The organism is Pacificibacter marinus (assembly GCF_018860665.1).
In the GTDB taxonomy this organism is placed as follows: Bacteria; Pseudomonadota; Alphaproteobacteria; order Rhodobacterales; family Rhodobacteraceae; genus Celeribacter; species Celeribacter marinus_A.
This window is the reverse complement of record NZ_JAHKPK010000025.1, coordinates 207,047-233,654: the sequence shown is the minus strand read 5'-3', so window position 1 is coordinate 233,654 and position 26,608 is coordinate 207,047. Positions and strand designations below refer to the sequence as shown.

Genomic DNA, 26,608 nt, shown 5'->3' with positions numbered 1-26,608 from the left:
CAACCTTGGTGCATTTCAGTGCCATTATCTTAAGTCATTGTTTTCATTATCTGTAAAATTGTGGCGTGACTTGTCTATATCATTGAAAACATTGAGTTCACTCTTGATTGTGGATCAGGAGGTCCCTGGTTCGAGACCAGGAGGTGGTACCACTCATACCCCAATACATTCTACTATATCACTTATACTGGGGTTGCAGACCTTATTGGTCTGCCCCGTGGTCCACAATGGCGTTTACCACTCGAATTCTTTCATTGAGTTGATGTCTGCCGCGGCCAAAGCTCCGCGTTCTGCTCCTTTCGTATAAATTTCAGATGCACTCGGTTCGCCGCGTGACATCTCAACCACGCGGCGCAGTTCATTGGATGATAAATCCACGCGTGCCATGACTTTCATTGAGTCAGCCGTGCCCGTGGCAAAGGTGATCGTATGTGAGGATGTTTTCGGTATCGTGAGGCCCGCTGCGGTGACAATAGGAATGATAATGGGGGACATCCGGTTTGCCGAGTTGCAATGCCATCGCCCAAAATTGCGCTTCGCAACGACGCGCGCGAGGGAAAATTCAAGTTGTATCCAAGTTTACTGACAGTCTCTTCGCCCTTCAGCGCCTCTAATGCGACCTTCGCCTTAAACTCTGGATGGTGTTGCTTCCGTTTCGATGTTTCTGATCTCCTTCGTGTTGAAGATCAGCAGACTACAAATTGCAGCTTACGTCAGTGTCCCAATTTCGGGGGGTGCTCTGGGCGATGCAAGCAAGACTAACCAAGCTGCCATCGCCAGAACGCCAGCCATTGAGAACAGAAGTTCAAAGTTCATGCTTGGATCAGGCATAGATCACACCATTGCCTGACATTCCTTTTCAACAGGTGAACGCGCCCTGCCGTGAGGTGTTACAGTGACGACAACGTTCCCCTTCTTATGCCCCGTATCGACATGGGCATGGGCGGCCTTCATATCGTCAAACGCATAACTTCTGTCGATGACCGGCTGAAGAACACCTTGTGCGGCCAGTTTAACGACGGCCTCCAAGATATCCCGGTGCTCAGACGCGACGCCACCCACCATTTTCTTACCCGCAAGACGCGCCTTAAAGCCTCCTAGGACCATGTCCGATGTTATGCCCGCGATCAGGACCATTTTGCCTCCGTCTCGGATCGCGTGTTTGGCTCGCGTCCAAGGCAAGGTCCCAACGGTATCGGCAACCACGTCATATTGGATACCTGGCTCAATGACGTCTTGCGTGCGATAATCAATCACGTGATCTGCCCCCAAACCTCGAACGATCTCTGCGTTCCCACCGCTACAGACTGCAGTGACATGCGCGCCGAGATGTTTGGCGATTTGGACACAGGCCGAACCGACAGACCCAGAGGCCCCGTTGATCAGAACCGTTTCACCCTGTTGTAGTTTGGCCTTGTTGACCAAAAAGTCGTAAGCTGTTGTAGCGCCAAAAGGGATCGCCGCTGCGTGTTCAAAGCCTATATTGTCTGGCTTGAGGGTCAGCTTTCCGTCCGCTGGCATCGTGATAAACTCTGCATGTGCGCCAAATGCAGCACCGGGAAATCCAATCACGGCGTCGCCGATTTGGTAATTAGTGACATTTATGCCAATCTCTTCGATCACACCCGAAAATTCAGTGCCAAGGATTGGCTTACGCGGACCGTGCAAACCAAACACCAGCCGCCCCATCAGGCCAAGACCCTTCGGCATTATCAGGCTGCGGGCCCGCCAATCGCCCGCACTGACAGTGGTGGCGAAGATGCGGATCAAAACCTCATTTGGCTTGGGTATTGGTTGGGGCAGTGTGACCTGAGTAATCACGTCAGATGAACCGTATTGTGTGTATGAATAAGCAAACATAGTTATTCTCCTTTATGCGGTTGCAGATGTGAACCGGAGCGATGTGCGGCCACCGCGGATCAGCAGCCAAAGACCAAAGCTGATCTCGGAAATTGTCACAATCACCAGCAATGCGATGTAGGTGTAGTCGAGTGCCGCGATATCCGTGAACGTCAACTCGACAACGCCTTGCAGCAGATAGCCAAATGCGCCGATGAACAGCCCCCAGCCCAACCATTGCGGAACGACATCGGATTTCAAGATCAGCCAGCCAAGCGCCAGCAAATGGGCCCCGAAGAACAGCTGCCAGACAAAGACTCCCGACGCATGCGCGTCAAAAAACATTTGAACAAGGTCGTGCTGTTGCGCCGTATCCCAGCCTGTGTCGTGGGTCAGCAAGATGTATGGCATCACCCAGAGCAGCATGTTGATGCTGATAACGGTAATCATGCCGGCACGAGAGATCAGCGCGACCATAGCCATTTTGGGCCCAACGTGACGGAACATCTGATAAAGGATCGCAGTAATCGCCAGTTCAAATAGGATCACTAGGCTGTCGGCAAAAAGGCCGAGCTTGTACAGGCCTTGATTGGCCATAAGGTTTGCCACTGAAGTAGCTGCATCGCTCGATACGATCTGCATGGGCACATAACCGATGCTGAACCCGCCGCAGACGGCGATTGCGAGATAGAGTGCGCCAGCTGTGCGAGCGGCAACCGGATCCCAGTTGGTTTGTGTTGGTGTGGTCATCTTCTGTCCTTTCCCGACTCCAATGTGGCGTTACGCAAGGGTCTAGGCCTCAATCTTGCTCATGCGAATTGACCAAATTTTCATTTTTGATATGCATATCTGCATGGATTGGCGTGCCGTAAAATTCGACTGGAACAAAGCCCGCGCTTTTTTGGTGACGGCAGAGGAAGGGTCACTGTCTGCCGCGGCCCGTGCTTTGGGCATGGCGCAGCCAACGCTTGGGCGTCAGGTCGATGGCTTGGAACAAGAACTTGGTGTGGTTTTGTTTGAACGTGTGGGGCGCGGTTTGACATTAACGCCAAGTGGCATGGAGCTATTGGACCATGTTCGCGGCATGGGTGAGGCAGCAGGCCGCGTATCGCTGACCGCCGTCGGTCAGAGCCAAGCGCTGGAGGGATCGATCAGCATTTCCGCGAGCGAGATCTACGCCACAGCCCTATTGGCGCCGATCATCGCCAAGCTGCGCGTTGAAGAACCGGGTATTCAAGTCGAGATCGTCGTTTCAAACCACGCGAGTGATTTGCTGCGGCGTGAGGCTGACATCGCGATCCGCCATTTCCATCCAACAGAGCCCGACCTGATCGCCAAGAAAATCGGAACGGCGGATGCAATTTTATATGCCGCACCCAGCTATATCGAAAAGCTGGGCAACCCTTCTAAGCCATACGATTTGCGCCACGCCGATTTTGTGAACATGGATCGCAACGGCTTGATGCTGAAGGGCCTCAATAGCCTTGGGCTGGGGCTGACGGAGGCGAATTTTCCTCTATTGACTGAAAGCTATCTGGTGATGTGGGAACTGGTAAAGCAAGGTGCTGCCATCGGTATTTTGGATGCGTACATCGGGGACGCCGAACCTGATGTGGTGCGGGTCTTACCCGATCTGGAACCGTTGTCCTTTCCGATTTGGCTGGTTGCCCACCGCGAATTGACGACAAGCCGGCGGATCAGGCGGGTCTATGATTTTCTGATTGAAGAGTTAAAGCGCTAGCTATGGCGCAACCGGCTGAGCGTCACTGGCGTGACACCCAAAAACGACGCGATAAGCGCGTGATTAAAGATGTCCTCAAAACCGAGATAGGTTTCGCGAAACCACCGCAGCCGATCAGCGCCACCAAGGGCAGCCCAATCAAGGATTGTTGCAGGGCTTTTTCACGCATTTCTAACGACGGGCCCTAGAGCCCGCCTTCTTAGCGCAGTTTTGATCTGCGAGCTCATCAAAGCGCAGGCCGTCACTCAAGCATCCGTCTTGTTTTTTAGTCTGTTAGCGCGTCGAGTTTGGCGGCGCAGATGAAATCGTTTTCGGTCAAGCGGCCAAGTTCGTGGGATGTATAGGTGATCACGCAGTAGCCCCACCCAAAGGACACATCCGCGTGGTGACCTTCTTTGTCACTGAGGTATGCAGCGAGATTTGCGGTGTAGACGGCCTTGGCGAAGGCTTTGAATTCAAACCGGCGTGTCAGGCTTTTTCCGTCATCGACAATCTCCCAAGCGTCATGCAGCTGGGCTTTGAGCTTGCTCACCTCTGCCTCGCTCAGCGGCGGAACCCATCCTTCGCATGCAGCGCATGATTGTTCGTTGAGGTCATGCATGTTGTTTCTCCGGGTAGGTTGGCGCAAAGAGGCCGAGTGATTTAGCTTTTTTGATATCGGCAATAAGATCGCGCTGTGAAGCTTCAAGCAGTTGATCAACGGTCTCAAGCACAAAATAAATCGGCTGGTTGATATCGATCCGATACGGCGTGCGCAATATGTCGATCACATCAAAGGGGCGGCGCACGACGGTTTGCTCATTGACCGAATGCCACAGCTCGCCCGGCGAAGAAGCGAGACCTGAGCCGAGTGCTTTGATCCCGTCATTTTCACTGATCAAGCCAAACTCAATCGTGAACCAGTAAAGCCTGATCAGCCAAGCGTATTCGGAGGTGTCACACGCGAGGCCCACTTGACCGATCTTTTGTGAGAAATCCGCAAATCTCTGATCCGTCAACAACGGGGTATGGCCGTAGATCTCGTGAAAAATATCTGGCTCTTCAATGTAGTCAAAGTCTTCGCGGCTGCGGATGAAAGAGGCAGCAGGGAAGCTGCGTTCGGCCAGCATGCCGAAGAACTTTGAAAAGCCGATCAGCGCAGGCACAGGCGCAACGGACCAGCCTGTGAGATCGCGCAGCACCTCGGAGACTTCGTTGCATTGCGGCACGCGCGTCGCTGATAGGTTAAGGGCAGCTTGCCCGTCTAAAAACGGCTGTGCAGCATATTTTTGCACGTTGGGGGTCTGCTGGGCTGCAAGGTCGCGCCAGACAGCATCCTCCTCAGGCGTGTAATGAATATAGCCCGTCCCATCGGGATGTTTTGCTTGGTACTTTGTACTTTTCGGCATTTGGGGTCCTCCATGAGATCAAGTCTTGCCTATAAACGCCGAAAGTTTTTGCCTATTGCAGTGAATTTTGCCAATTTCGAGGTACAGTTTTTCTTAAACTCGCCAATTTTAGGTATAATTATGCTTGATAAATATGAGCGTCTCATTCTGAAGGTTCTTCAAAAAGATGGCCGCGCAAGCACGCAAGAGCTGTCCGATGCTGTTGACTTGTCCCCGTCGCCAGTTTGGCGGCGCGTAAAGCGCTTAGAGGATGATGGCTATATTCAGCGATACGCTGCAATCGTCGACAGTAAGAAGCTTGGGCTTGGGGCTTTTGGCTATGTGCAGGTCTCACTAGTGGATCATAGCGAGAACTCCATCACTATTTTTAAGCACTTCGTTCATAAGAGCGAGCAGGTGCTTGAGTGTGCTTCAATCACGGGAGATTTCGATTTTCTCCTGAAAATCGTGGCCACAGATCCTGAGGCACTTGAAGAGTTCATCATGAAACACATGCTGCGCTTGGGCGTGGTGCGCAACACGACGACCACATTCGTTCTGCGTCGGATCAAAAGCTCAGGCGCGCTGCCTGTTGATATGTAGCGTCGCGCGCCACTGCGCGTGCGTGCTGCGCTTGCTCAGGAACATCTCCATCTGCCCATGTCGGGAAGGTTAACGGAAATGTCTCGCGAGTAACAGCATATCGACACACTTGGGGCGGCACGAAAGCACGTCAGGTCCAGTTTCACAACGCAGCGAATGTCGGCGAACATTTGGGGCACTTTTTACTTTTCATCTCAGCAGATCTGCAAAAGTCATTCTTATCTGGCTCACTGTACGACCATTGCAAATCTGTTCTCGGCAGATTGCCGCAATCGGGCGGCGATGGGGTGGCCACGCATTCCCGCTCTATAAAGCCTATCAACCTCTAGTAGACGAAAGCTCTGGAACCCACCGAGTCTCAAGTCGGCTTGCAACCTTTCAGCCGTTAATCCGGCCCCATAGGGTAATCGGCTGACAATCGCACGATGTGCGGATATTTCTTTAACGGAACGGGGCCTTCTTTCACTGATCCGGTCAGCTATCCAGTTTTTGACCCGTTGCAGGTTGCTTTTACCCGCGACCCAATTGCCATCGACGATCAATAGCTGCCCACCGGGTTTCAAAACCCGGCGCCATTCCTGATAAGCGGTCACCGGATTCGTTAGCGTCCAAGCCAAATGTCGTGTCACCGCAAAATCGAACGTGGAATCCACAATCGGGTGCAAGGCTTCGGCATCGGCTTGCACGGCGCGCCAAGTCTGGTCATTCAGTTTTTCTTGTGCCCGTGCCAGCATGGTTTCTGAAAAATCTACGGCCGTCACATCAGCACCAAGTCCGACCAAGACGCGGCTGATTTCGCCAGTGCCACAGGCGATATCCAACACCTTTTGCCCGTTGAATTGCGCGCCCTCTAAGCCAAAGGCCGTTTCGATAAACCGATGCCATTCGGGCACACCAAACTGGGGTTCAATTTGATGCGACACTGACAAATCAAAATCCGCCGCACGATCTGACCAAAAGCTACGAATTTCGTCTTTCAGGGTGAAATTATTCATGGATTTGGTCAATGGACACACTCCAACGTTGCATCAACATAAAGCGATCCGCGCCGCGTCTGCTCCAATGCGGTTTCAACGCGATAGGTCTGCCCGATCTCGGGCAACGTCAGAATTTTGTCCGCCGTGCCATCGGCCACGATACGCCCTTCGCGGATTAGGATCAGACGATCACAAAACTGAGCGGCAAGGTTCAGGTCATGCAGGGCCGCGATCACGATGGTGCCACGCCGTTTCGTCTCGTGGCGTACGGATGAAAGGATTGACAGCTGGTGGTGCAAATCCAACGCGCTGGTCGGTTCATCGAGCAAAACAATGTCGGGGTTGCGCACGAGCGTTTGCGCCACTGCAACCATCTGGGCCTGACCACCACTAAGGTTTCCTAAGCTTCGGTTCGCCAAATGCGCCAAATTCAGCGCCGTCAATGTTTGCGAGACACGATCAAGGTTGTTCTCATCTACGCGCCAGCCTGTCGTTTGCTTCAAGGCCAATAGCACGCTTTCATACACTGTCAGGATGGCATTGCAGCCAAAGGCCTGAGGCATATAGGCGATCCGGCGCGCGCGATCACGCCGGTTAAGTGTGCCCAGATCGGTGTCACCAAGATGGATCGTTCCAGTCATGGGGCGCAAAAGTCCAGACAAGGTTTTGAATAAAGTGGATTTTCCCGATGCATTCGGTCCAATCAGTCCCACGAATTGCCCCGGCTTAATCGCATCTGCAGTCACGTTATGAAGCACCTGTGTGCGCCCGTATCCGGCAGAGAGGTCGGTGATTTTTAAGCTCATGACAGGCTCCTATGTCGGGTGGAAAGAATGATCGAGACAAAGACTGGCACGCCGATAAGCGCTGTGATGATCCCGATAGGATAGATCACCCCCGGCGAGATTGACTTTGAAATGATCGAGGTCAATGAAAGCACGAGCGCGCCAATCATTGCTGATAAGGGCAAAAAGAACCGCTGATCTTCACCAACAATCATGCGCGCAATATGCGGCCCCACCAGCCCGATAAACCCAACAGTGCCAACAAAAGCCACCGCAGTTGCCGCAAGAATAGACACCACGATCAGCATCTCAATCCGCAGACGGGCCACATCAACACCCATACTTTGAGCCGTCGCCTCGCCCATACGCAACGCCGTCATCTGCCAGCTGCGCATCAGGCCAAACGGAATGGCTAAGGTCAACAGAGCGGCCCCAATCGCAATCTTTTCCCAGCTTGCCCGCCCAAGTGATCCCATCATCCAAAAGACGATCCGCGCAATCTGGTCTTCAGAGGCCATATATTGCATCAGCGCCAGAAGCGCCGAAAAGGTAAAGAAAATGGCGATTCCAAACAGGATCATCGTTTCCGATCCGACTCCCTTGAGGCGGGTGGCAAACAGAATAAAACCGCAAGTGAGCAGCGCAAACATAAATGCGTTTAATGTCACAACAAGCGAGCCGACCATAGGCAGCACGCTCCAGCCCAATACAATCGCCAACGAAGCGCCAAAGCTCGCGGCAGAAGACACGCCCAATGTGAAGGGTTCCGCCAGTGGGTTGTTCAGGATCGTCTGCATCTGGGCTCCGGCCACGGCTAGAATCGCGCCGACGATGACCGCAGTCACGGCAATAGGCAGGCGGTAATCCCAGATAATAACTTTGATCTGCACACCATGCGCCATCGGATTCAGCAAGGTTTCAACCACGGTGCTTAGCGGGTATTTTCCAGGCCCGGTCGAAACATCCACAATAAAGCTGAACAGTAACAACCCCGCAGTAACAGCAAGCACAAAGTAACGCCGCGTGGTTTGGGCGGTATAGCTTGTGCGCATTTCGGAAGTATCGGACATCATCGCCATCGGGGATTCCTTTAAGAATGGTGCTCTCCGCGCGATTTGAGCGCGGAGAATAAAGGTCTTGAGTCAGGCCTTAGTTGGCGGAGGCGTCCAGCGTTCCCCAGAACACACCCGAATAGTCGATCGGCAAGAACCGGTCGTGCAATTCGATCATGTTTGCTTCTGGGTCAAGATCTGCGAACTGATCGGGATGCATCCACTTTGCAAAGGCTTGCATGGCTATGAAATGGTAAGGACTGTTGTAAAACTGGTGATAAACAGAATGGAACTGGCCATTTTTCACCGCCGACAGTTCTGGCCAGCCAGGGCGTGCAGCAAGGCCCGCGAGACGTTCTTGAACCGCTTCGGGTGTGGCCTCATACCCAAAGAGGACCGCCTGCGTTCCGGGAATGGAGTCTGTCCAGTTCGCACCTGTACCAATGATCACCTCAGGGTCTTCTGCGAAAAGGGCCTCAAGGCTGACCGTGCCGCCAAAACCGGGAAATAGCTGTGATCCCCAATTGCGACCGCCTGCAAGGTCAACAAGGCGCCCAAGATTTGCCGAGCCAAACGTGTTGCAACATTTGTTCGGGTTGTTTCCCGCGGCTTGCTCGATAAAGACAGCTGGGCGATCCTCAAGCGGGATCTGATTAACGACCTCATTAACGCGAGCCATCTGTGCTGTATAGAAATCGGTGAATTCGTCGGCTTCGTCGCGTCGATCCAGAATGCGGCCCATCAATTGTAGGCTTGGCACGGTATTTGCTGTCGGGTCTTGCCGGAAATCAATGAAGACAGTTGCGATACCAGCCTCATCAAGTTTTTCAATGATCCCACTTTCTTGTGCTGCAAGCAAATTGCCGAGATTCATAAAGACCACATCCGTTTCCAACGTAATGACGGATTCAAGGTTCCATTCGTCGGAATATGGGCTGCCCAGAGTTGCGATTTCTGTCGCTTGGGGAAAAGCCGTCTTATATTTGTTCCAGGCGTCAGGATCATAATTGATCATGTCGTCTTTCCAGCCGACAACCCGCTCGAAGGGGTTTTTATTATCCAACAGAGCGATTGAATAGATCATACGCCCTTCGCCCAAAACGATGTGATCGGGGTCTTTGTCCACCTTAACGGTACGGCCGGCAATGTCTGTAACGGTGATGATCTCTGCTGTGGCAGGCGTGGCGGACGCGAAATTTATCGCGATGGCTGCGGAGGCGAGGCAGAGGCCCGGGACCAGTTTTGAAAACTGCATGGGTCTCTCCTTAAATGATATGGTGTCGCTGTCTGCGACAAGAAGGCTGATGCTATATCATAGTTTTTTTGTCAACTATAATTTAGAGCTGATGCAGTCTCGGAATTTCTACCTTGAACGAGAATATCCACATCTTTGACGCTTCCAAATCACGCTAAAAAAGTAGCGATTTAGACGAAGCGCGAGTGCCTCTACTCTAAGAGATAACTGTTTGTTGCAGTTGGACTCTAACCCACTTGGGGTTAGAGCTCACGTCGATGTTAAAAATAGCCCCCTACATAGTCATTGCTTTATAAAATCAATTGACCGGAGTTGTATCGGCTGCGCAAATTCGTGGTCGGAATCTGGCTTAACAAATTGTTTTCGATAGATCATTCTAGGGTCACGTGTCGTCTGGTGCCAACGTCACATCGAAACTCACGTAAAGGAATGGGTCTACAACCTTTCCAGACAGTTCCAAGCCAGCAGGAAACGCGCTGGCGGGTTTTGTCTCGTAGGACATTACCAAATCTTCGCGCACGCCAAAGACGGTATCTTGGTCAAGGTATTGATCATCATCTGGGAAGACTTCGGTCACAAGCGAGCGGTAGCCAGGCGCCGTCACGATGTAATGCAAATGCGATGGACGCCAAGGGTGCCTGCCACAGGCATTCAGAATAGCCCCCACAGGTCCATCAGATGGAACCGTGTATTCAACGGGCTTTACAGTGGTGAAGGCATAACGACCATCCGCGCCCACGGTCATCAAGCCATGGAATGAAAAAGTGTCTTGGTCTTCGTCTTGGCTGGCATAAAGCCCGTTCGGTGCGGTTTGCCAAATATCGATCACTGCATTCGGGATCGGGTTTCCCTCGGTGTCGCGGATGACACCTTCCGCCAACAAAACAGGCCCGCCAAAGTGCCGCTTCATATCGCCACCAACAGCCAAGGGTGGCGCACCTGAAACGTGAAATGGCCCAAGCACCGAAGATGAGGTTGCATCGTCGCGCGAGTGTAGCATGTCTACAAGAGAGGACAGCCCCAGCACGTCTGAGGCCAACACGAACTCGTGACGGTCTTCGGTTTCAATCGCCGCGCAGCCCTCAAGAAACGCGATGCCTTGACGCCATTCATCGTGCGTCAGTTTGGTCTCGCGTGCGAAGTCATGCAGGTGCTGTACCAGTGACCCCATGATTTCGCGGGTCCGTGGGTCCATATCAGCGGACATGTAGCTTTTAAAAACATCGGTGATGTTGTCTTTTGTGACGTTGCGCATCGTGCAGGTCTCCTAGTTCAAAAGGATAAGGCTTAGAATTGGGAACTCGATCAAAATGACCAGCGCGATCAGCATGACAAAGGCAAAGGGCAGGGCGCCCATAAAGACGTCCATCAGCGAGATGCGGTCATCGTTCAGTGTCGATTTGATCACGAAACACGATATGCCAAGCGGTGGGGTCAACAGGCCGATTTCTGCACCCACAACCGTGATGATCCCGAACCAAACGAGCGACAAATCCATCGCTTCGACAAGTGGCAGAAACAGCGGCACGACGATCAAAATGATAGAGGCTGTGTCAAGAAGCGTCCCAAGGAAAAGCATCAGCAAAACATATAGGATCATGATCATCCAGAACGACGCCTCACTGCCTGCAAGTATGTCTTGCAATTGGTTTGGCAGACCTGCCATCCCAAGCATTCGGCTGTAAATAGACGCAGCGGTGATCAAGAACAAAATAGCCGCTGTGATGTGCCCTGTTTCCAACAACGCGTCCCAAAAACCTTTGAGCGATATTGATCTGCGAACAATGGCGATGACAAGCGCCACAAGCCCGCCTGCTGCCCCGGCTTCCACAGCTGTAAGCCATCCTGAATAGATACCGCCAAGCACGACAGTGATCAAAAACAAGGTCGGTAGAGTTTTGGATGCAATCTCACGTGTGGACATCCATTCGGTTTCTTGAACGACACGACCGCCAACAAAATTGGGGGTGAAACGCGCCATGAACCAAATCGCACCCACGTAAAATACGGCAAGCATGACGCCGGGAATAACGCCAGCAAGGAACATGTCGCCGACAGATTGCTCAGAGACAAAAGAGTAAATGATCAGCATCGCAGAGGGTGGAATGATCATGCCAAGTACGGATGAGCCAGCAACCACACCCACAGCAAAGCGCGGATTGTAGTCTTGCGCGATCATCTCGGGCACAGAGACCTTTGTGAACACAGACGCCGAGGCGATGGACGACCCTGTGACGGCCGCAAAGATAGCGTTGGCGCCGACGGTGGCCATGCCAATCCCGCCTTTCACCTTGCGAAAGCGCTGGGTCAGTACTTCGTAAATATCACTGCCCAAACCTGCCTTCGAGACGATAAGCCCCATAAAGGTGAACAGGGGAATGGTGGCAAATGAATACTCCATAGCGCTGTCGCCAACGGCCACTTTGAGCAGATTCAACGACAAGGTAAAGTTATCACGCATCAACCAGATAGAGACCAGCGACACAGTGCCAAGCGCGATTGGGATATAAAGCCCTGCGTAGATCAGAAAAACGATTGCGACGACCGAGATTAGGCCAATTTCAATAGGGCTCATTTAGAGGTCTCGTTATGCTCTGGGGCGCGGATCAGGGCGGGGCGATCCTGCGCGGTTATTACCTTGAGAACAAAGATCAGACTGGACAAGGCACAGCCCGACGCGATGACCAATTTGATCGGCCACCAAGGCACTGTGAACAGGCCGGGGATGCCGAAAAAGTCTTGCGTGTTCCACATGTGCACAAATTCAGGAAACATGATGTATGAAATCAAAAACATGAAAATCGCGGACACGGCATTGATGATCCGTCGCAGATTTGCGGTCAGCCTTGGGCGGCGATCGTGAAGCAAGTTTAGAAACCCGTCGGAGCGGGTCAGCCTGTCAACACGGGCCACATCGGCCAATTGCAAAAACACGATAAAAACCACCGAAAGCTGGACGATTTCATAGGTGCCTTTGATGGGGGCGTTAAAAATGCCGCGTGCAATCACGTCGACATTTAGGATCACCACCAGGGCCAGAACCGTTAAGGTTCCGGCCACGTTGGCGGCAATCGCGAGCTTGTGAGCAACCCCAGAAAGGCCGCTAAGTGCAGTTTTAAACATGGATATGTCCTCTTTCTGGGGGCGCTGATTAAGGTTGTGACCAGTCGCGGACACCTGTGAAGCCTTCGGCCTCAAGCTTTGCCAAATAGGCTGCCAACATCTCAGAACCGGGTTCACCTGCATCATTCAAGGATGACGCCCATTCCTGTGCAATGTTCGGAATGGCAGCGGCCCATGCGGCACGATCCTCGTCAGAGACCTCGATGATCGTACCACCAGAGGCGACATAGGTCGCTTCTGATTCAGCGGCGATTTCCATTGCGATATCTGCAAGATGATCACGGTAATCGATGGATACTGCTTGCAGGACGCCTTTGACTTCATCAGGCAATTTCGCCCAGTAATCTGCGTTCACGGTGACCGTTTTAGAGTTCACAGCACCAAGATCAGCGCGCAGCATGTATGGGCCGACTTCTGAGATTTTAAAGGTTGCAGCCGCTTCGGGCCAAAGCATCGCTGCATCCACCAAACCCGTTTGCAACATGTTGTAGAAGTCGGTCAGACCGCCACGCACGCCAGCAGCGTCTTTGATGCCTTCAAGATACCGCAGGTTCATACCCGCGCCTGCGACTTTAAAACCTTCTAGATCGCTGGGTGTCGCAATCTCTTTTGAGGTAAACACTTGGTAGGTATCAAGCACCACGCCTGTGGCCAAATACACTTGGTTCTGTGCTGCAAATTCGTTTTGCATGGCGGGGAATTCGCGGGCGATTTCATCTACCGCTTTCGCGACAGCACGTGCGTCAGATGACACAAATGGTGTTACCGCTGCGATGCCCTGACTGGGCAGTTTCGACGAGTGGAAAATCGTGGTGACGATACCGATATCGCCTAGACCAAGCTGAACGCCTTCCAAAACGCCACGTGGCTTCACGATAGAGCCGCCGTAGTTTTCTTGCCAGTCCATGACGTAGTTGCCAGTCTCGGCAAGGCGGCGGTTCACCTCAGGAATAAAGAAATCCGTAAACTCGCGAACCCATAAGGCACGGTCTGGATAACCATCGATTACAACTGCAGAAATTTTTTCCTGCGCGACGACCGGTAATGCTGTCATCGTCACAAGGGCTGCGCCCATAAGGCCGCAAACTGTCCAATTCTTCATCTTTTTCTCCTCCCAGAAAAGCAGGCGTTGCCCGCAAGATTGATTATGTCTTTTTCTTCCAATTCACGGTTAGATCTGTGCCGGCTGCCTCAAAAAGTTTGGCAATGGCACAGTATTTCGCCGTTTCAACACCCACCAATGTCAGCTCCTCCTGACTGGCGGATGTGGTGCAATTCACAGTTAATGTGATTGCGGGGAACGGTACGTCTATTTCCTCTTGCATGAGGACGCCGCGCCGATCAAATTGGCACGCCGCATCGATGGTGATCTCTCCCAGATCAACACCAAGGCGGTGCGCATTCTTATGTCCGATCACATTTGTACAGGCGATCAGGGCCGTCATCGCTGCCTCTGTCGGAGTCGGGCCAAGATTGGTGCCTCCCCGCTCTAATGGCTCATCGATGACGACCTCGAGATCACGCACAGGAATTTCTGTGCGTGCATGTGTGGGGCATGACGCCGTTGCGCGGTAGGTGACGACAGATTTCATTTTAATTGCCATCTTGTCTATCCTTTACGCAAAGCTGCACACTTGATCGAAGGCAAAGCGGGGCAGCTTTTGGAACAAAGCTGTCTCATCAGCATAGCCGATATTGCACAGAAAATTTGATTTCAAAGTTGTGCCTGCGAAAAATTCTTCATCAACGACCGCGTTCGAAAATCCAGACATGGCCCCAACATCAAGACCAAGCGCGCGGGCGGCAATCATAAAGTAAGCCCCCTGCATGGTGCCGTTGCGGTAGGCTGTGTCTGCGCAATACTCGGGATTGTCCTCAAAAAGGTGGCGGCGGTCCTCATGTGGGAACAAGAACGGCAATTCCTTCCAGAAATCCATATCATGCGCGATGATGGCTGTGACCGGCGCGCCCATCATCTTGCCAACGTTTTGCGGCTTGAGTGACTTTGCCAGCCGTTCTTTGCCTTCAGGTGTTTTCACAAAAACAAAGCGCGCAGGCAGCGTGTTCATGCTGGTCGGCCCATTGATCGTGATGTCGTAGAGTTCGTGCAATAATGCGTCATCAATCGGTTTGTCCGTCCACGCATAATGCGACCGCGCATCGCGCAAGATCAAATCAATTGCATCAGGGGACAGTTTATCGATCCGCCCACGCAAAGCACGATGATCGGCTTGGGCTTTCGCGCGCAGGGCTTCAAGTTCTTTACCAGTTGGAGCAGCCATCACGCGTTCACCTCATCTACGATTGGGTTCGAACAAATGCCGATGCCTTCGATTTCGATGTCCACAATTTCACCGGGCTTCAGCCAACGCGGGTTTGGCTTTTTGGCGTGGCCCACGCCGGGGGGCGTGCCCATGGCAATCAGATCGCCGGCCTCAAGCGTCGTGTATTCGGAAATCGTCGCAATCGTTTGCGCAACCGACCAAATCATGTTGCCTGTGTTGGACGATTGTAAAATCTCACTGCCAACACGGCTTTCGATTTTCAGACCGCTAGCCCCTGCTGGCACTTCGTCAGGGGTCACGACAATAGGACCAATCGCGCCGGTGTTGTCAAAGTTTTTCCCCGGCGTCCATTGATGTGTTTTGCGCTGATAATCACGCACAGACCCGTCGTTAAACACAGTGTAGCCAAAGACGTGATCCAGCGCGTCGGCTTCAGAAATATGACGCCCGCCTTTGCCGACGATGATCATCAATTCTGCTTCGTAATCAAGCTTGTCTGAACAGGTCGGACGCACGAGCGGCGCGCCGGCGGCCATGATGGAATTCTTGGAGCGCATGAAAAGCGCGGGGTAGTCGGGGATCTCGTAGCCGCCCTCTTTGATGTGATCTGTATAGTTCAAACCAAGACAAATGATCGTGCCGGGCTTGGCAACAGGCAGTGCCGGCGTGATGGAGGAGACCGCCACTTGCGGTGCGCCCGCGATTTGATCTGCCACCGATTCGATCAATTCAGGAGACTGGATCAACGCCATCAAATCTGCCCCGATCGCAGGGTTCAAAGCCGTAAGATCAACAGCATTTTCGCCCTGTACAGCAAAAACTGCAGCGCCCGAAGGTGTTTGCCCAACCAAATATTTCATCATCTCAATCCTTGTAAGTTCACACCATTTCTGCCTACTATATTTGTGGCTGTCAATTAATATCGATATTTTAAGGATTGCAAAAAATGGTGAAGTGGACGGATTACAAAGCAGAAGCAAAGTCACGAGGCGCTTTGGCACTCGAACTTTACGTTGCGCAAAGCACACCGGCATTGGGGCCAGATGCGGTAAAAGCGTCGCTTCATGATCACCTTGCCTATCAGGCACAATTGGAAACTGCGGGCCAACTTGCCTTCGCAGGGCCTATGTCTGATGAGAGCGGGGACAACATGCAGGGCATGGGTCTGATTATCTACCGCGCTGAGAGCTTGGATGCCGCCCGCCAACTGGCCGAGGCAGATCCAATGCACCAAAGCGGCGCGCGTGTTTTCACGTTGCGGCGGTGGATGATAAACGAAGGGTCACTGACCCTGACAGTCGGCCTCTCAACCAAGGCCGCTAACCTGACTTAAATGCCAGCACGAGCGTGCTTTAAGAATATGACGCCGAAGTCGCACATAAAGAGCACTTCATAAGTGGCGCTTATATGAGCTTGCGCGACGTATACCCACTTGCGCGACGTATACCCAAAGGACGTCACCATTTCTTGAGTTGATGTCTCGTCGCATCGCGCGCGACCATTGTCCTTGGATCAATGGCGAATTGGGGGCGGTTGGGTTTAAGGTGTTTGCGTGCACACGAATGTGAGCCGCAAAAGTGCGATCAGCACCATTTGTCCCGTGGTTTCTCTCCTCAATTCGTGACAAAACCAGTGCCAAACACAACCACGCCGCGTCTGGAACGATTCCCGTTTGAGAGGTTTTTCGTTTGGGGCGATGAGAGGATTCAGAATGTTAGCAGTTATTTCCCCCGCCAAGAAATTGAACATGGATCCTGTTGTGGGGCTGGAGCGCACGCATCCAAGTTTTAAAGCCGAGACCAAAGAGCTGATCGAGATCGCGCGGAGGTTAGACGCGGCGGCCCTGCGCAAACTGATGGGTATCAGCGAAAAACTGGCGGAATTGAACGTGGAGCGCTTTGCGAATTTCTCTGACACCCCTGACGTGGATGCGGTCAAACAGGCGATGTATATGTTTGATGGCGATACTTATACGGGGCTGGATGCGGTCAGTCTTGAGGCGGACACCATCCCATATGCGCAGGATCATCTGCGTATCTTATCAGGGCTTTATGGCCTCTTGCGCCCCCTTGATGCGATCCAAGCGTACCGTTTGGAAATGGGCAGCCGATTGGCCTCGCCCAAGGGCAAAAATCTGTACGCATTCTGGGGCGATAAAATCGCACTGAGCCTGAATGACGCCGCCAAAGCGAGCCAGTCCGAGTTTTTGGTCAACTGCGCTTCAACTGAATATTTCTCTGTGGTGAAAACAGAAGTGCTGAGCCCAAAAGTGATCACGCCCGTGTTCTTAGAACGCCGTGACGGCACCGAGAAAACCATCAGCTTTTTCGCCAAAAAAGCACGAGGCGCCATGGCGCGCTTTGTTCTTGAGAACCGTATCCGAGAGGTCAAACATCTGCGCGATTTTGACACTGGCGGCTATGCCTATGATGCGGAAAAATCTGACGGGGCGACACTGGTGTTTTCGCGGGATAGTTAAGAAGAATACGATCGGCGGACACGCGTTGCCTCCTGATCCAAGAGTTGCTGTGACCTAGTGGTGTCTGCGGCGCGGTCTGAATAAAGACCGCGCCTGAACCTTATCTGTACAGCAGAACCGGAATTTTCACCGATTGGATCATTGTAGTGGTCGTGGACCCGATAATCAGGGTCCTGATCCGACTATGCCCATAGGCCCCCATCACCAATAGATCGAATCCCTCTTGGGACACCAAATTGTGCAAGGCGTCTTCGGGCTCTCCTGTCGCGACGCGCGAGGTCGCTGCTATCTTGGCGATTTGGAGCTTGGACACAGCTTCATCGGCAACTGTTTGGGCCTGTGTCTGGTTCTGCGCCACGCTTAGGATGCAGACATCGAGATCCGCGAAAACGGGGCTGCTCGACATGCGGTCAATGGCGACCTTGGCACTCGCACTGCCATCATAGGCCACAAGAACCTTTGAAATGGGGCGAAACTCCCGTGAGGCCACAAAGACTGGCACCTTCGCGCTGCGCACGATTCGCTCCAAATTCGACCCCAAATGACCAGAGGCAAAATCAGCTCCTTCGCCGCGTTTGCCGATGGTGATTGCGCGAATCTCGCCTTCAAGTGCGCGCATCTCTTCCAAAAGATCCCCTTTCCGCAGTCGCAGGTTCACATTTGGAATGCCGTCTTGGGCAAGGATCGCTTGTGCATCCTCTAAAATGGCGTGGCCCTTCGCCTGCGCGAGCTTGGCGCGTTGCGCATCCAGCGCGGAAAGCTGTTCCAAAAGCGCGGTTCTCGCACCGAGGCTCAGCGCCCCCGACAGATCCGTCGAAGCGGCACCCTCATTGCGACCTAATACATGCATGGCCTCAACGCTGGCGTTGAGTTTCTGCGCGATCCACGCGGTATGATGGCAGACGCTTTTGGAATAGGCCGAGCCGTCCAGTAGTGTCAGTATCTTATCCATAATGATCCTCCCTCAGTGTCCCATCAACTTGTCCATCGCGCCGGGCTTGTCATGTATGGCAAGCTTATCGACGAGCGTTTCCGTTGCAGCGTTCATGCCCACAACCTCGACCTCTGCGCCTTCTCGGCGGAACTTCAAAATGGCCATGTCCAGCGCCTGAACCGAGCTGATATCCCAAATATGGGCGCGACTTACGTCGATGGTGACACGGTCCAGTGCCTCGCGGAGATCAAAGGCATCGGCAAAATCCTCGGCTGAGCCATAGAATAGCTGACCTTCGAGCACATAGCTGCGGTGGCGGCCATCGTCCGACAAGGTCGATGTGATGCGGAAAAGTTGCGCGATCTTGCCAGCAAAGAAGATGCCGGACAACAATACACCCACCAAAACACCAATGGCGAGGTTATGTGTGTAGACCACTGTGACGACAGTTGCGATCATCACGATAGAGGAGGAGCGCGGGTGTACTTTGAGCGCCTTGATAGATGACCACGAGAAGGTGCCGATAGACACCATGATCATGATCGCGACCAATGCGGGCATCGGGATACGCGCCACAAGGCCACCGAGGCCGACGACCAGAATCAATAAAACAACGCCAGCGATAAAGGCCGATAGACGTCCGCGACCGCCAGACTTTACGTTGATGATCGACTGGCCGATCATGGCACATCCCGCCATGCCGCCAATAAACCCCGTACAGGTATTGGCGATGCCCTGACCTATACATTCTTGGTTTCGGTTGGATTTGGTGTCCGTCAGATCGTCAACAATATTCTGGGTCATCAGGCTCTCCAGCAGCCCCACCACAGCAACGGCAGCGGAATAGGGAAAGATGATCAACAGCGTCTCTATGGTCAATGGGATATCGGGGATCAGGAAAAAGGGCAGGGTATCGGGAAGTGCGCCCATATCGCCCACCGTTCTGACATCCCAGCCCATCGTCAGAACCACCACGGTCAGCACGATGATGGTAACCAGAGGCGAGGGAATGGTCGTGGTGATCCGAGGAAAGAGATAGATGATGGCAAGGCCTGCCGCCACAAGGACATATGTCAGCCAAGTCACGCCGGGGGTGCTTGGATTCAATTCTGGCAGCTGCGCCATGAAAATGAGAATCGCCAAGGCATTCACAAAGCCGGTCATCACCGATTTCGACACGTAACGCATAAAGCGCCCGAGCTTCAAAAGCCCCGCCCCGATTTGCAAGAGGCCCGCAAGAACGGTTGCCGCCAAGAGATATTCAAGCCCGTAATCCTTTACAAGCGTGACCATCAAGACGGCAGTGGCCGCCGTCGCCGCCGAAATCATGCCTGGCCGTCCGCCCGTAAAGGCGATCAACACGGCAATGGAAAAGGAGGCATATAAACCCACCTTGGGGTCCACGCCTGCGATAATAGAGAATGCGATGGCTTCGGGGATAAGCGCCAGCGCCACGACGGTACCCGCAAGCACATCGCCACGAATATTGCCGAACCATTGCTGTCGGTAGTCAGAAATTGAGATCATATAGTCAGTCCATTACCCTGCGCACGAACGTCTTTCACGAGACGGTCTGCGGTATATATTGGGAGTTATCAGGGTTGTCCGGCGGATCAGCGGCCGGAAGAGCCACCCGGGCTCTCACCGGGTCCTTACGCTATTGGGATCACATAAACCCTATCTTCGCGGAAAAATCAAACCTTCAGTTGGCTCTGCGCCGCATTCAGGTCCGTTTTGAGCTGGAATTGCCAAGTCATCGCAAATTGCGAACCGCAACGCGGCCCAGTGCATTCTTATGGCCAGAGGCGTCATGCCGCTCGCGTGCTACTCAATCTCAACAGTCTGGCGCAACGCACCTGAGGTCGCATCAAAGATCAAAATCTGATTGTCTGTTGTGACAATCGCCACCCAATCGGCACCGCGGGTAAAGTTCTGTGCGGTGGCACCGGCGGGCAGGGCGATGTTTTCAGGCAAATCAAAGCTGACAGAGGCGTCCATCGTGGGGAAACGGGTGACAAGCAGGCCGATCAGGAGTAGGAACCCCAAAATCATCACCACCAAGAGCGATGTGACAAGCCTGCGCATCAGCGTGAGCCCTGCCATCGCTTTTGGGTCAATTCTCGCGTCCACGCTCTTTAGGTCGCCCTGTACCGGATCAATCATGTCTCTTAGCGCTCCACTTATCACCGTTGAATTTACCATCGCGGAAAACCCGCCTAACCGTCTTGATAAGGCGATTGCGCGTGATGTGCCAGCGGATGCGAACCTATCGCGGTCGCGTTTGGCGAAATTGATCGCGGACGGGTCTGTTGTGGTCAATGGCAAGCCTGCGCTGGATCAAAAGGCCAAGATTGCCGAGGGGGCATCGGTGGTGATCACTGTCGAGCAACCCGTGGACAGTCACTTGGTGGCCGAAGATATTCCGCTGGATATCATTTTTGAAGATGAGCATTTGGTGGTGATCAACAAACCTGTGGGCATGGTGGTGCATCCTGCCCCCGGTTCACCCTCTGGCACTTTGGTCAATGCGCTGATGCATCATTGCGGTGACAGCCTATCAGGTATTGGTGGCGAAAAACGCCCCGGTATTGTGCACCGTATCGATAAAGACACCTCGGGTTTGCTTGTGGTGGCCAAAAGCGATATGGCCCACCAAGGCTTGGCGAAACAATTTGAGAAACACACAGTAGAGCGCAAATACACAGCGCTGGTTTACGGTATGCCCGATGTGATGGATCCGCGCCTGCGCGGTGTCAAAGGCGTGAGCTTCGAAGGCTCGAACATCATGCGCATCACCACCATGCTGGGGCGTCACAAGACGGATCGGCAAAAACAAGCTGTGTCCTTTTCTGAAGGCCGTCACGCCATCACCCGTGCGCGCGTGTTGGAACAATACGGCCTGCCGCATCAGCTGACCTTGGTGGAATGTTGGCTGGAAACAGGGCGCACGCACCAAATTCGTGTGCATATGACCCACGCAGGGCACGGCTTGATCGGGGATCAAACCTATGGCGGCAAGCGCAAACTGTCGCATAAGGCTGGGATTTCTGAGGCGTCACTAGAGGCCATCGCGGCCTTTCCGCGTCAGGCTTTGCACGCGGCTGTTTTGGGGTTTGTACATCCTGTGACCGAAGAAAACATTCGTTTCGAGGCCCCTTTGCCCAGCGATATGCATGATCTGATTGAGGGCTTGCGCTAATATGCACGCTGTCTGCGCGTTTGGGGCAGGGTTGTAGCAATTGTGCACATTGGTGTGATCTGGCATTCTATCGCTAGACCACCGACAGAAATGGGTTCATCTTTCGTATAAAGATTGATGGTAGCGAACAAAAAACAACTTTTTGCCTCGCGAACCCTTGAACCGCTATAACCGTAGACCTATTTGCATGTTAACGCCTGTAACATTAGGCATTCGACATGGGAGTGACCCGAACAATGAGTAACTATACCAATCTGCCTGCCCCGAGTCCCGAACAGGGCCTCAACCGCTACATGCAAGAAATCCGCAAGTTCCCCATGCTGGAACCGGAAGAAGAATACATGCTGGCCAAGCGCTGGGTCGATCACGAAGACAGCGGTGCCGCGCACCGTCTTGTGACCTCTCACCTGCGCTTGGCGGCTAAAATCGCTATGGGCTACCGTGGATACGGTTTGCCACAGGCCGAAGTTGTGTCTGAGGCCAATGTGGGCTTGATGCAGGCGGTGAAACGCTTTGACCCTGAAAAAGGCTTTCGCCTCTCCACCTACGCGATGTGGTGGATTCGCGCTTCTATCCAAGAATATGTGCTGCGCTCATGGAGCCTTGTGAAATTGGGCACCACATCTGCGCAAAAGAAATTGTTCTTCAATCTGCGCAAAGCCAAAAACCGTATTGGGGCTTTGGAAGATGGCGATCTGCATCCTGATCACGTCAAACGTATCGCGACAGATTTAAGTGTGACAGAGGACGAAGTGATTTCGATGAACCGTCGCCTGTCGGGTGGGGATGCGTCTTTGAATGCCACAGTGGGTTCAGAAGACGGCAGCACTGCACAATGGCAAGACTGGCTTGAAGACGAGAGCATGGATCAAGCTGGCGATTACGAGGCCAAGGATGAAATGGAAAGCCGTCATGTCTTGCTGATGCAGGCGATGGATGCGCTGAATGATCGTGAAAAAGACATTCTCACCCAGCGCCGTTTGGAAGACAAACCCGTGACGCTTGAGGCCTTGTCAGAACAATACTCAGTGTCACGCGAACGCATCCGCCAGATCGAAGTGCGCGCGTTCGAGAAACTTCAGGCGCGTATGAAAGAGCTCGCTGTTGAAAGTGGCGTGTTCGAAGACGCGTAACCGCGTGGTATTTTTGACCTGTGGTCATATTTTGCAAAGGGGTGGTGAATGCCGCCCCTTTTCCTTTGAGACGCGCTCTGCAATGGTCTGTTCAAAGCCTATAGGAGAACGATCATGAGCAAACCGATCCGGTGGGGCATCTTGGGTGCCGCGAATTTTGCCAAAAAACATATGGCACGGGCGATACATAGTGCAGAGGGTGCGCAGCTTGTGGCATTGGCCACCTCAGACCCTGCCAAAGCTGAGGGGTTTCAAAGCTTTTGCCCTCAGCTTGAGGTCGAGACCGACTATGATGCCTTACTTGCGCGCGATGATATCGATGCGGTCTATGTGCCGTTGCCCAATCACATTCATGTGGATTGGACGCTCAAAGCGATGCGTTCTGGCAAACATGTATTGACGGAAAAACCCATCGCGATGACGGCGGAACAGATCGATGATCTGATTGCCCTGCGCGACAAGACAGGGCTCATGTGTGCCGAGGCCTATATGATCGTGCATCATCCGCAATGGAGTCGAGCCAAACAGCTTTTGGCCGAGGGCGCTATTGGCACCGTGATGCATGTCGAAGCTGTTTTTTCGTATAACAACAGTGACATGGATAACATTCGCAATCGCCCTGAAACGGGTGGCGGGTCTATACGCGATATTGGCGTCTACACTTACGGAGCTGCGCGTTGGGCGACAGAGCAAGAGCCGCGCACGATCACGCATACCAATATTCGCTATGAAAATGATGTGGATGTTGTCGCCGAAGTAAACGCGCAATTTGACACGTTTTCCTATCATGCGCTGACCTCGATGCGGATGTGTCCCGCACAAGAGGTGCGCTTTCATGGCGACACAGGCGTGTTGACGATGGAGACGCCATTCAACGCCAATCTATTCGGCCCAACGCGACTGCATCTGACGGATACATCGAACAATGAAATGGTTGAACATTTCACTGGGCAGAACCACTATATAACCCAAGTTGAAAATTTCTGTGCAACTGTGCGTGCAGGGACATCCGCCCATGCCGATTATCCTTGGACCTTGGAAGACGCGCGTGGCACACAAGCGATGATAGACGCTGTTTTCAAAGCGGATAAAGCCGCGCGAAGCTTAAAGGATTAAACATGGCCGACCCACATGAATTTGACGACGTGATGCCCGACCTTGAAAACATGACGCCCAAAATGCCTGAACATCTTGAAGAAAACATCTTTCATCGGATTTTTTTCATGATCCTCATCGCGATCATGATCAGTCTGTCCAAGACACTTTTGGTCCTGCTGACATTGTTGCAACTGGTGTTTGTGGTGCTTGGAAAAGGCAGCCCCAACCCCCGAATCGCAGAACTGGGCACCGATTTGGGCATTTGGATGGCCAAAGCCATCCGCTATCAAACGGCAGCCAGCGAGGTCAAACCTTGGCCTTGGACGGAGCTGGATTAAATGGCGGGTAAGCCCGAGACCTTTCACGCATCTTGCCATTGCGGAACGGTTCAGTTCGACGTGACTTTGCCCGAAGGGTTTGCGTCGGCGCGACGGTGCACCTGTTCGATTTGTGCCATGCGCGGTGCGGTGGCCGTGTCAGCCAATTTGGACGGGATCAATTTCTTGCAAGGCCAAGACGCCCTGACGCTGTACCAATTCAACACGAAAGCCGCGAAGCATTACTTTTGTTCAAAATGTGGGATTTACACCCACCACCAAAGGCGCTCGAACCCCAATGAATTTGGGGTCAATGTCGCCTGCCTGGACGGGGTGAGCCCCTTTGATTTCAAAGAAATCGAAGTACTCGATGGGGTGAAACATCATACCAGCGATACCAAAGCGGGACCGCGCCTTGCAGGTGTGTTGCGTTTTGAGGCCTTCCAGATCGACGACATCTCAAACTGAAAAAGCCCCACCAAATTTGGCGGGGCTTTTTTTCTGATGTTAACACTTTCCGCGTGGGTTTAGTCCATCGCTTCCAATTCATCGATCATCGCTGAAATCATCGACAGACCTTTGTCCCAGAATTTGGGGTCAGAGGCGTCAAGACCGAAGGGGGCCAAAAGGTCGGTATGGTGTTTTGATCCGCCGGCTTTGAGCATGTCGAAGTATTTGTCCTCAAACCCGTCTGGGTTTTCCACGTAAGCTGCGTAAAGTGCGTTCACGAGGCCATCGCCGAAGGCATAGGCGTAAACGTAAAACGGCGAATGGACAAAGTGGGGAATATAGGACCAGAAGGTCTCATAACCGTCCATGAATTCAAACGCAGGCCCAAGGCTTTCGCCTTGCACAGACATCCACAATGCGTTGATGGCGTCAGATGTGAGCTCGCCGCCTTTGCGTGCCTCGTGCAGTTTGCATTCAAAATCGTAAAACGCGATTTGGCGCACAAGAGTGTTGATCGAATCTTCGACTTTGCCCGCCAGCAAGACTTTGCGCTCGTTTTGGGTTTTCGCGCCTTTCAGAAGTTGTTGAAAGGTCAGCATTTCACCAAAGACAGAGGCGGTTTCGGCCAAGGTCAATGGTGTAGATGACAGCAATTCGCCCTGATCGGCCGCCAGCACTTGGTGCACACCGTGGCCAAGCTCATGCGCCAGCGTCATCACATCGCGCTGTTTGCCCAAGTAGTTGAGCATCACATAAGGATGCGCGTCGGTAACGGTCGGGTGGGCGAAAGCGCCTGGGGCTTTGCCCTCTTTCACGCCGGCATCGATCCAGCCTTTGGTAAAGAAAGGCTCGGCGAGTTCGGCCATTTTCGGGTGAAACCCAGCATAGGCCTGCATCACCATATCGCGGGCATCATCCCATTGGATGGCTTTGTCGTCTTCAAGGGGCAGTGGCGCGTTGCGGTCCCAGACTTGCAGCTTATCAAGGCCGAGCCATTTGCGTTTTAATTCATAGTAACGGTGCGACAGCTTGGGGTAGGCGGCGACCACGGCATCGCGCAGGGCCTCGACCACCTCGGCTTCGACATCGTTGGACAGGTGACGGCCCGTTTGCGGGGTCGGCATGCCGCGCCATTTGTCTTCAATATCGCCCATTTTCGCCAGCGTGTTGTGCACACGGGTAAATGTCTTAAGGTTTTGCCCCAAGACATTGGCCACTTCACGGGCAGAGGCTTCGCGGGTGTCGCGGTTTTGGTCTGACATCAAGGTGGCTGCGGCCTCAAGACCAAGCTCTTGACCATTCACGGTGAATTTCAGATCGGCAACCGTTTCATCAAACAGTTTGTTCCACGCAGAGGCACCGACAATGGACATGTCGTGTTCATAGCGTTCAAGTTCGTCAGACAGCTGATAGGGCCGCATTTTGCGCATGCGCTCAAAAATAGGACGGTAGCGCGCTAGATCAGCGTGCTGCAACATCGCCTCGACGGTTTCATCTGGGATGCGATTTACTTCGAGTGAGAAAAACACCAATGGCGCTGTGAAATTGGTGATCTTGTCTTGGATATCGGAAAAGAATTTCGCGCGCTCGCCGTCAACAGTGTTTTGGTAATACAAAAGCCCCGCATAAGACCCAAGACGCCCCGCCACTTGGCTGATGCGCTCATTACGTAATATGCAGTCATACATGCCAGCGCCGTCAAGTTCGGCCAGTTTGCCCTCATAGTCTTTAGCGAAAGACACGCAGGCCTCTTCCAGCCAATCCAGATCGCGTTTCACTTCCGGCGCATCTACGGCAGGGTAAAGGTCGCTGAGGTCCCAATCGGGCAGATCGCCAAAATCGCCTGTTGCCGCCCCTGTGTTCGCGTCAAACACGCGGCTGTCATAGGCGCGGGCGTCGAGGGCTTGGGGGCCGTGAGCACGAAGGGCGGATGTATTGCTGAAACGCATGAAAATTCTCCTGTTCCTATGC

At 53.1% G+C, this 26,608-nt stretch carries 28 protein-coding genes, 1 pseudogene and 1 other annotated feature; of the genes and pseudogenes, 9 read left to right on the top strand and 20 right to left on the bottom strand.

The window, feature by feature from the left end:
* Positions 1-327: 327 nt before the first annotated feature.
* The 3 genes and pseudogenes from KO497_RS19120 to KO497_RS08415 all read right to left on the bottom strand — a co-directional run.
* Positions 328-501 (bottom strand): annotated as a pseudogene (locus KO497_RS19120) (thymidine phosphorylase); the annotation flags it as partial.
* A 333-nt stretch (positions 502-834) separates the two neighbouring features.
* A complete protein-coding gene (locus KO497_RS08420) occupies positions 835-1,860 on the bottom strand; it encodes an NAD(P)-dependent alcohol dehydrogenase (RefSeq protein ID WP_215943517.1) in 1,026 nt (341 codons plus the stop codon).
* 12 nt (positions 1,861-1,872) lie between these two features.
* Positions 1,873-2,589 carry a DUF4386 domain-containing protein gene (locus KO497_RS08415; RefSeq protein ID WP_215943516.1) on the bottom strand — a complete coding sequence of 239 codons (717 nt, stop codon included), beginning with the start codon at positions 2,587-2,589 and terminating at the stop codon, positions 1,873-1,875.
* Positions 2,590-2,680: 91 nt separating this feature from the next.
* Here KO497_RS08415 and KO497_RS08410 point away from each other — a divergent pair, with 91 nt between their 5' ends.
* A complete protein-coding gene (locus KO497_RS08410) occupies positions 2,681-3,580 on the top strand; it encodes a LysR family transcriptional regulator (protein ID WP_215943592.1) in 900 nt (299 codons plus the stop codon).
* A 265-nt stretch (positions 3,581-3,845) separates the two neighbouring features.
* On the opposite strand, the gene KO497_RS08405 is transcribed toward KO497_RS08410, so the two are convergent.
* Together KO497_RS08405 and phhA are read right to left on the bottom strand one after the other, a co-directional pair.
* Positions 3,846-4,181, bottom strand: a complete 336-nt coding sequence (locus tag KO497_RS08405) for a 4a-hydroxytetrahydrobiopterin dehydratase (RefSeq protein WP_215943515.1) — start codon at positions 4,179-4,181, stop codon at positions 3,846-3,848.
* Complete coding sequence (gene phhA / locus KO497_RS08400) at positions 4,174-4,968, bottom strand: phenylalanine 4-monooxygenase (RefSeq protein WP_215943514.1); 795 nt, start codon at positions 4,966-4,968, stop codon at positions 4,174-4,176. The genes KO497_RS08405 and phhA overlap by 8 nt, the downstream gene beginning before the upstream one ends.
* Before the next feature lie 120 nt (positions 4,969-5,088).
* Here phhA and KO497_RS08395 point away from each other — a divergent pair, with 120 nt between their 5' ends.
* Positions 5,089-5,550: an Lrp/AsnC family transcriptional regulator gene (locus KO497_RS08395; protein ID WP_215943513.1), complete on the top strand. Its 462-nt coding sequence runs from the start codon at positions 5,089-5,091 to the stop codon at positions 5,548-5,550.
* Positions 5,551-5,777: 227 nt separating this feature from the next.
* Here KO497_RS08395 and KO497_RS08390 read toward each other — a convergent pair whose 3' ends face one another.
* The 11 genes from KO497_RS08390 to KO497_RS08340 all read right to left on the bottom strand — a co-directional run bounded on the left by KO497_RS08390 (position 5,778) and on the right by KO497_RS08340 (position 15,890).
* A complete protein-coding gene (locus KO497_RS08390; RefSeq protein WP_215943512.1) occupies positions 5,778-6,545 on the bottom strand; it encodes a class I SAM-dependent methyltransferase in 768 nt (255 codons plus the stop codon).
* Between the two features lie 8 nt (positions 6,546-6,553).
* Complete coding sequence (locus tag KO497_RS08385) at positions 6,554-7,333, bottom strand: ABC transporter ATP-binding protein (RefSeq protein ID WP_215943511.1); 780 nt, start codon at positions 7,331-7,333, stop codon at positions 6,554-6,556.
* Positions 7,330-8,391: a FecCD family ABC transporter permease gene (locus tag KO497_RS08380; protein WP_215943510.1), complete on the bottom strand. Its 1,062-nt coding sequence runs from the start codon at positions 8,389-8,391 to the stop codon at positions 7,330-7,332. Before KO497_RS08380 ends, KO497_RS08385 begins: the two co-directional genes overlap by 4 nt.
* A gap of 70 nt (positions 8,392-8,461) precedes the next feature.
* Positions 8,462-9,619, bottom strand: a complete 1,158-nt coding sequence (locus KO497_RS08375) for an ABC transporter substrate-binding protein (RefSeq protein WP_215943509.1) — start codon at positions 9,617-9,619, stop codon at positions 8,462-8,464.
* A 382-nt stretch (positions 9,620-10,001) separates the two neighbouring features.
* Positions 10,002-10,874: a dioxygenase gene (locus tag KO497_RS08370; protein WP_215943508.1), complete on the bottom strand. Its 873-nt coding sequence runs from the start codon at positions 10,872-10,874 to the stop codon at positions 10,002-10,004.
* A gap of 12 nt (positions 10,875-10,886) precedes the next feature.
* Complete coding sequence (locus tag KO497_RS08365) at positions 10,887-12,194, bottom strand: TRAP transporter large permease (RefSeq protein WP_215943507.1); 1,308 nt, start codon at positions 12,192-12,194, stop codon at positions 10,887-10,889.
* Positions 12,191-12,742 (bottom strand): TRAP transporter small permease subunit, encoded by a 552-nt coding sequence (locus KO497_RS08360; RefSeq protein WP_215943506.1) that lies wholly within the window; start codon positions 12,740-12,742, stop codon positions 12,191-12,193. The genes KO497_RS08365 and KO497_RS08360 overlap by 4 nt, the downstream gene beginning before the upstream one ends.
* Before the next feature lie 28 nt (positions 12,743-12,770).
* The gene (locus tag KO497_RS08355) at positions 12,771-13,844 is read right to left on the bottom strand and encodes a C4-dicarboxylate TRAP transporter substrate-binding protein (protein WP_215943505.1); all 1,074 of its coding nucleotides are present in this window, start codon (positions 13,842-13,844) and stop codon (positions 12,771-12,773) included.
* Between the two features lie 43 nt (positions 13,845-13,887).
* On the bottom strand, positions 13,888-14,346 hold the full coding sequence (locus KO497_RS08350) for an OsmC family protein (RefSeq protein ID WP_252729570.1): 459 nt from the start codon (positions 14,344-14,346) through the stop codon (positions 13,888-13,890).
* Positions 14,347-14,358: 12 nt separating this feature from the next.
* Positions 14,359-15,024, bottom strand: a complete 666-nt coding sequence (locus KO497_RS08345) for a malonic semialdehyde reductase (RefSeq protein WP_215943504.1) — start codon at positions 15,022-15,024, stop codon at positions 14,359-14,361.
* Positions 15,024-15,890, bottom strand: a complete 867-nt coding sequence (locus KO497_RS08340; RefSeq protein WP_252729569.1) for a fumarylacetoacetate hydrolase family protein — start codon at positions 15,888-15,890, stop codon at positions 15,024-15,026. The genes KO497_RS08345 and KO497_RS08340 overlap by 1 nt, the downstream gene beginning before the upstream one ends.
* Before the next feature lie 83 nt (positions 15,891-15,973).
* On the opposite strand from KO497_RS08340, the gene KO497_RS08335 reads away from it, so the two are divergent.
* Both KO497_RS08335 and yaaA read left to right on the top strand, forming a co-directional pair.
* Positions 15,974-16,360 (top strand): YciI family protein, encoded by a 387-nt coding sequence (locus KO497_RS08335; protein ID WP_215943503.1) that lies wholly within the window; start codon positions 15,974-15,976, stop codon positions 16,358-16,360.
* Between the two features lie 378 nt (positions 16,361-16,738).
* The gene (gene yaaA / locus KO497_RS08330) at positions 16,739-17,506 is read left to right on the top strand and encodes a peroxide stress protein YaaA (protein WP_215943502.1); all 768 of its coding nucleotides are present in this window, start codon (positions 16,739-16,741) and stop codon (positions 17,504-17,506) included.
* A gap of 100 nt (positions 17,507-17,606) precedes the next feature.
* On the opposite strand, the gene KO497_RS08325 is transcribed toward yaaA, so the two are convergent.
* The 3 genes from KO497_RS08325 to KO497_RS08315 all read right to left on the bottom strand — a co-directional run bounded on the left by KO497_RS08325 (position 17,607) and on the right by KO497_RS08315 (position 20,603).
* Positions 17,607-18,461: a universal stress protein gene (locus KO497_RS08325; protein WP_215943589.1), complete on the bottom strand. Its 855-nt coding sequence runs from the start codon at positions 18,459-18,461 to the stop codon at positions 17,607-17,609.
* Between the two features lie 9 nt (positions 18,462-18,470).
* On the bottom strand, positions 18,471-19,967 hold the full coding sequence (locus KO497_RS08320) for a SulP family inorganic anion transporter (RefSeq protein WP_215943501.1): 1,497 nt from the start codon (positions 19,965-19,967) through the stop codon (positions 18,471-18,473).
* Positions 19,968-20,039: 72 nt separating this feature from the next.
* Positions 20,040-20,095, bottom strand: a sequence feature (sul1 is cis-regulatory element that is thought to sense ions involved in sulfur or methionine metabolism; They are found in Alphaproteobacteria).
* Positions 20,096-20,264: 169 nt separating this feature from the next.
* Positions 20,265-20,603 (bottom strand): DUF6476 family protein, encoded by a 339-nt coding sequence (locus tag KO497_RS08315; protein WP_436799284.1) that lies wholly within the window; start codon positions 20,601-20,603, stop codon positions 20,265-20,267.
* Between KO497_RS08315 and KO497_RS08310 the strand changes: the two genes are divergently transcribed.
* From KO497_RS08310 to KO497_RS08290, 5 genes are all read left to right on the top strand, one after another.
* Entirely contained in the window at positions 20,602-21,639 is a 1,038-nt protein-coding gene (locus tag KO497_RS08310; RefSeq protein ID WP_215943500.1) for an RluA family pseudouridine synthase, read from the top strand. The two genes, KO497_RS08315 and KO497_RS08310, sit on opposite strands and share 2 nt — an antisense overlap.
* A 236-nt stretch (positions 21,640-21,875) precedes the next feature.
* Entirely contained in the window at positions 21,876-22,772 is an 897-nt protein-coding gene (rpoH, locus tag KO497_RS08305; RefSeq protein WP_215943499.1) for an RNA polymerase sigma factor RpoH, read from the top strand.
* Positions 22,773-22,886: 114 nt separating this feature from the next.
* A complete protein-coding gene (locus KO497_RS08300) occupies positions 22,887-23,888 on the top strand; it encodes a Gfo/Idh/MocA family protein (protein WP_215943498.1) in 1,002 nt (333 codons plus the stop codon).
* A gap of 2 nt (positions 23,889-23,890) precedes the next feature.
* On the top strand, positions 23,891-24,208 hold the full coding sequence (locus KO497_RS08295; RefSeq protein ID WP_215943497.1) for a DUF4389 domain-containing protein: 318 nt from the start codon (positions 23,891-23,893) through the stop codon (positions 24,206-24,208).
* Positions 24,209-24,655 (top strand): GFA family protein, encoded by a 447-nt coding sequence (locus KO497_RS08290; protein ID WP_215943496.1) that lies wholly within the window; start codon positions 24,209-24,211, stop codon positions 24,653-24,655. It abuts the gene before it with no gap.
* A 59-nt stretch (positions 24,656-24,714) separates the two neighbouring features.
* Here the strand turns inward: KO497_RS08290 and KO497_RS08285 are convergent, their stop codons facing one another.
* Positions 24,715-26,586, bottom strand: coding sequence for a M3 family oligoendopeptidase (locus KO497_RS08285; protein WP_215943495.1), 1,872 nt, complete (start codon positions 26,584-26,586; stop codon positions 24,715-24,717).
* Between the last annotated feature and the right edge of the window lie 22 nt (positions 26,587-26,608).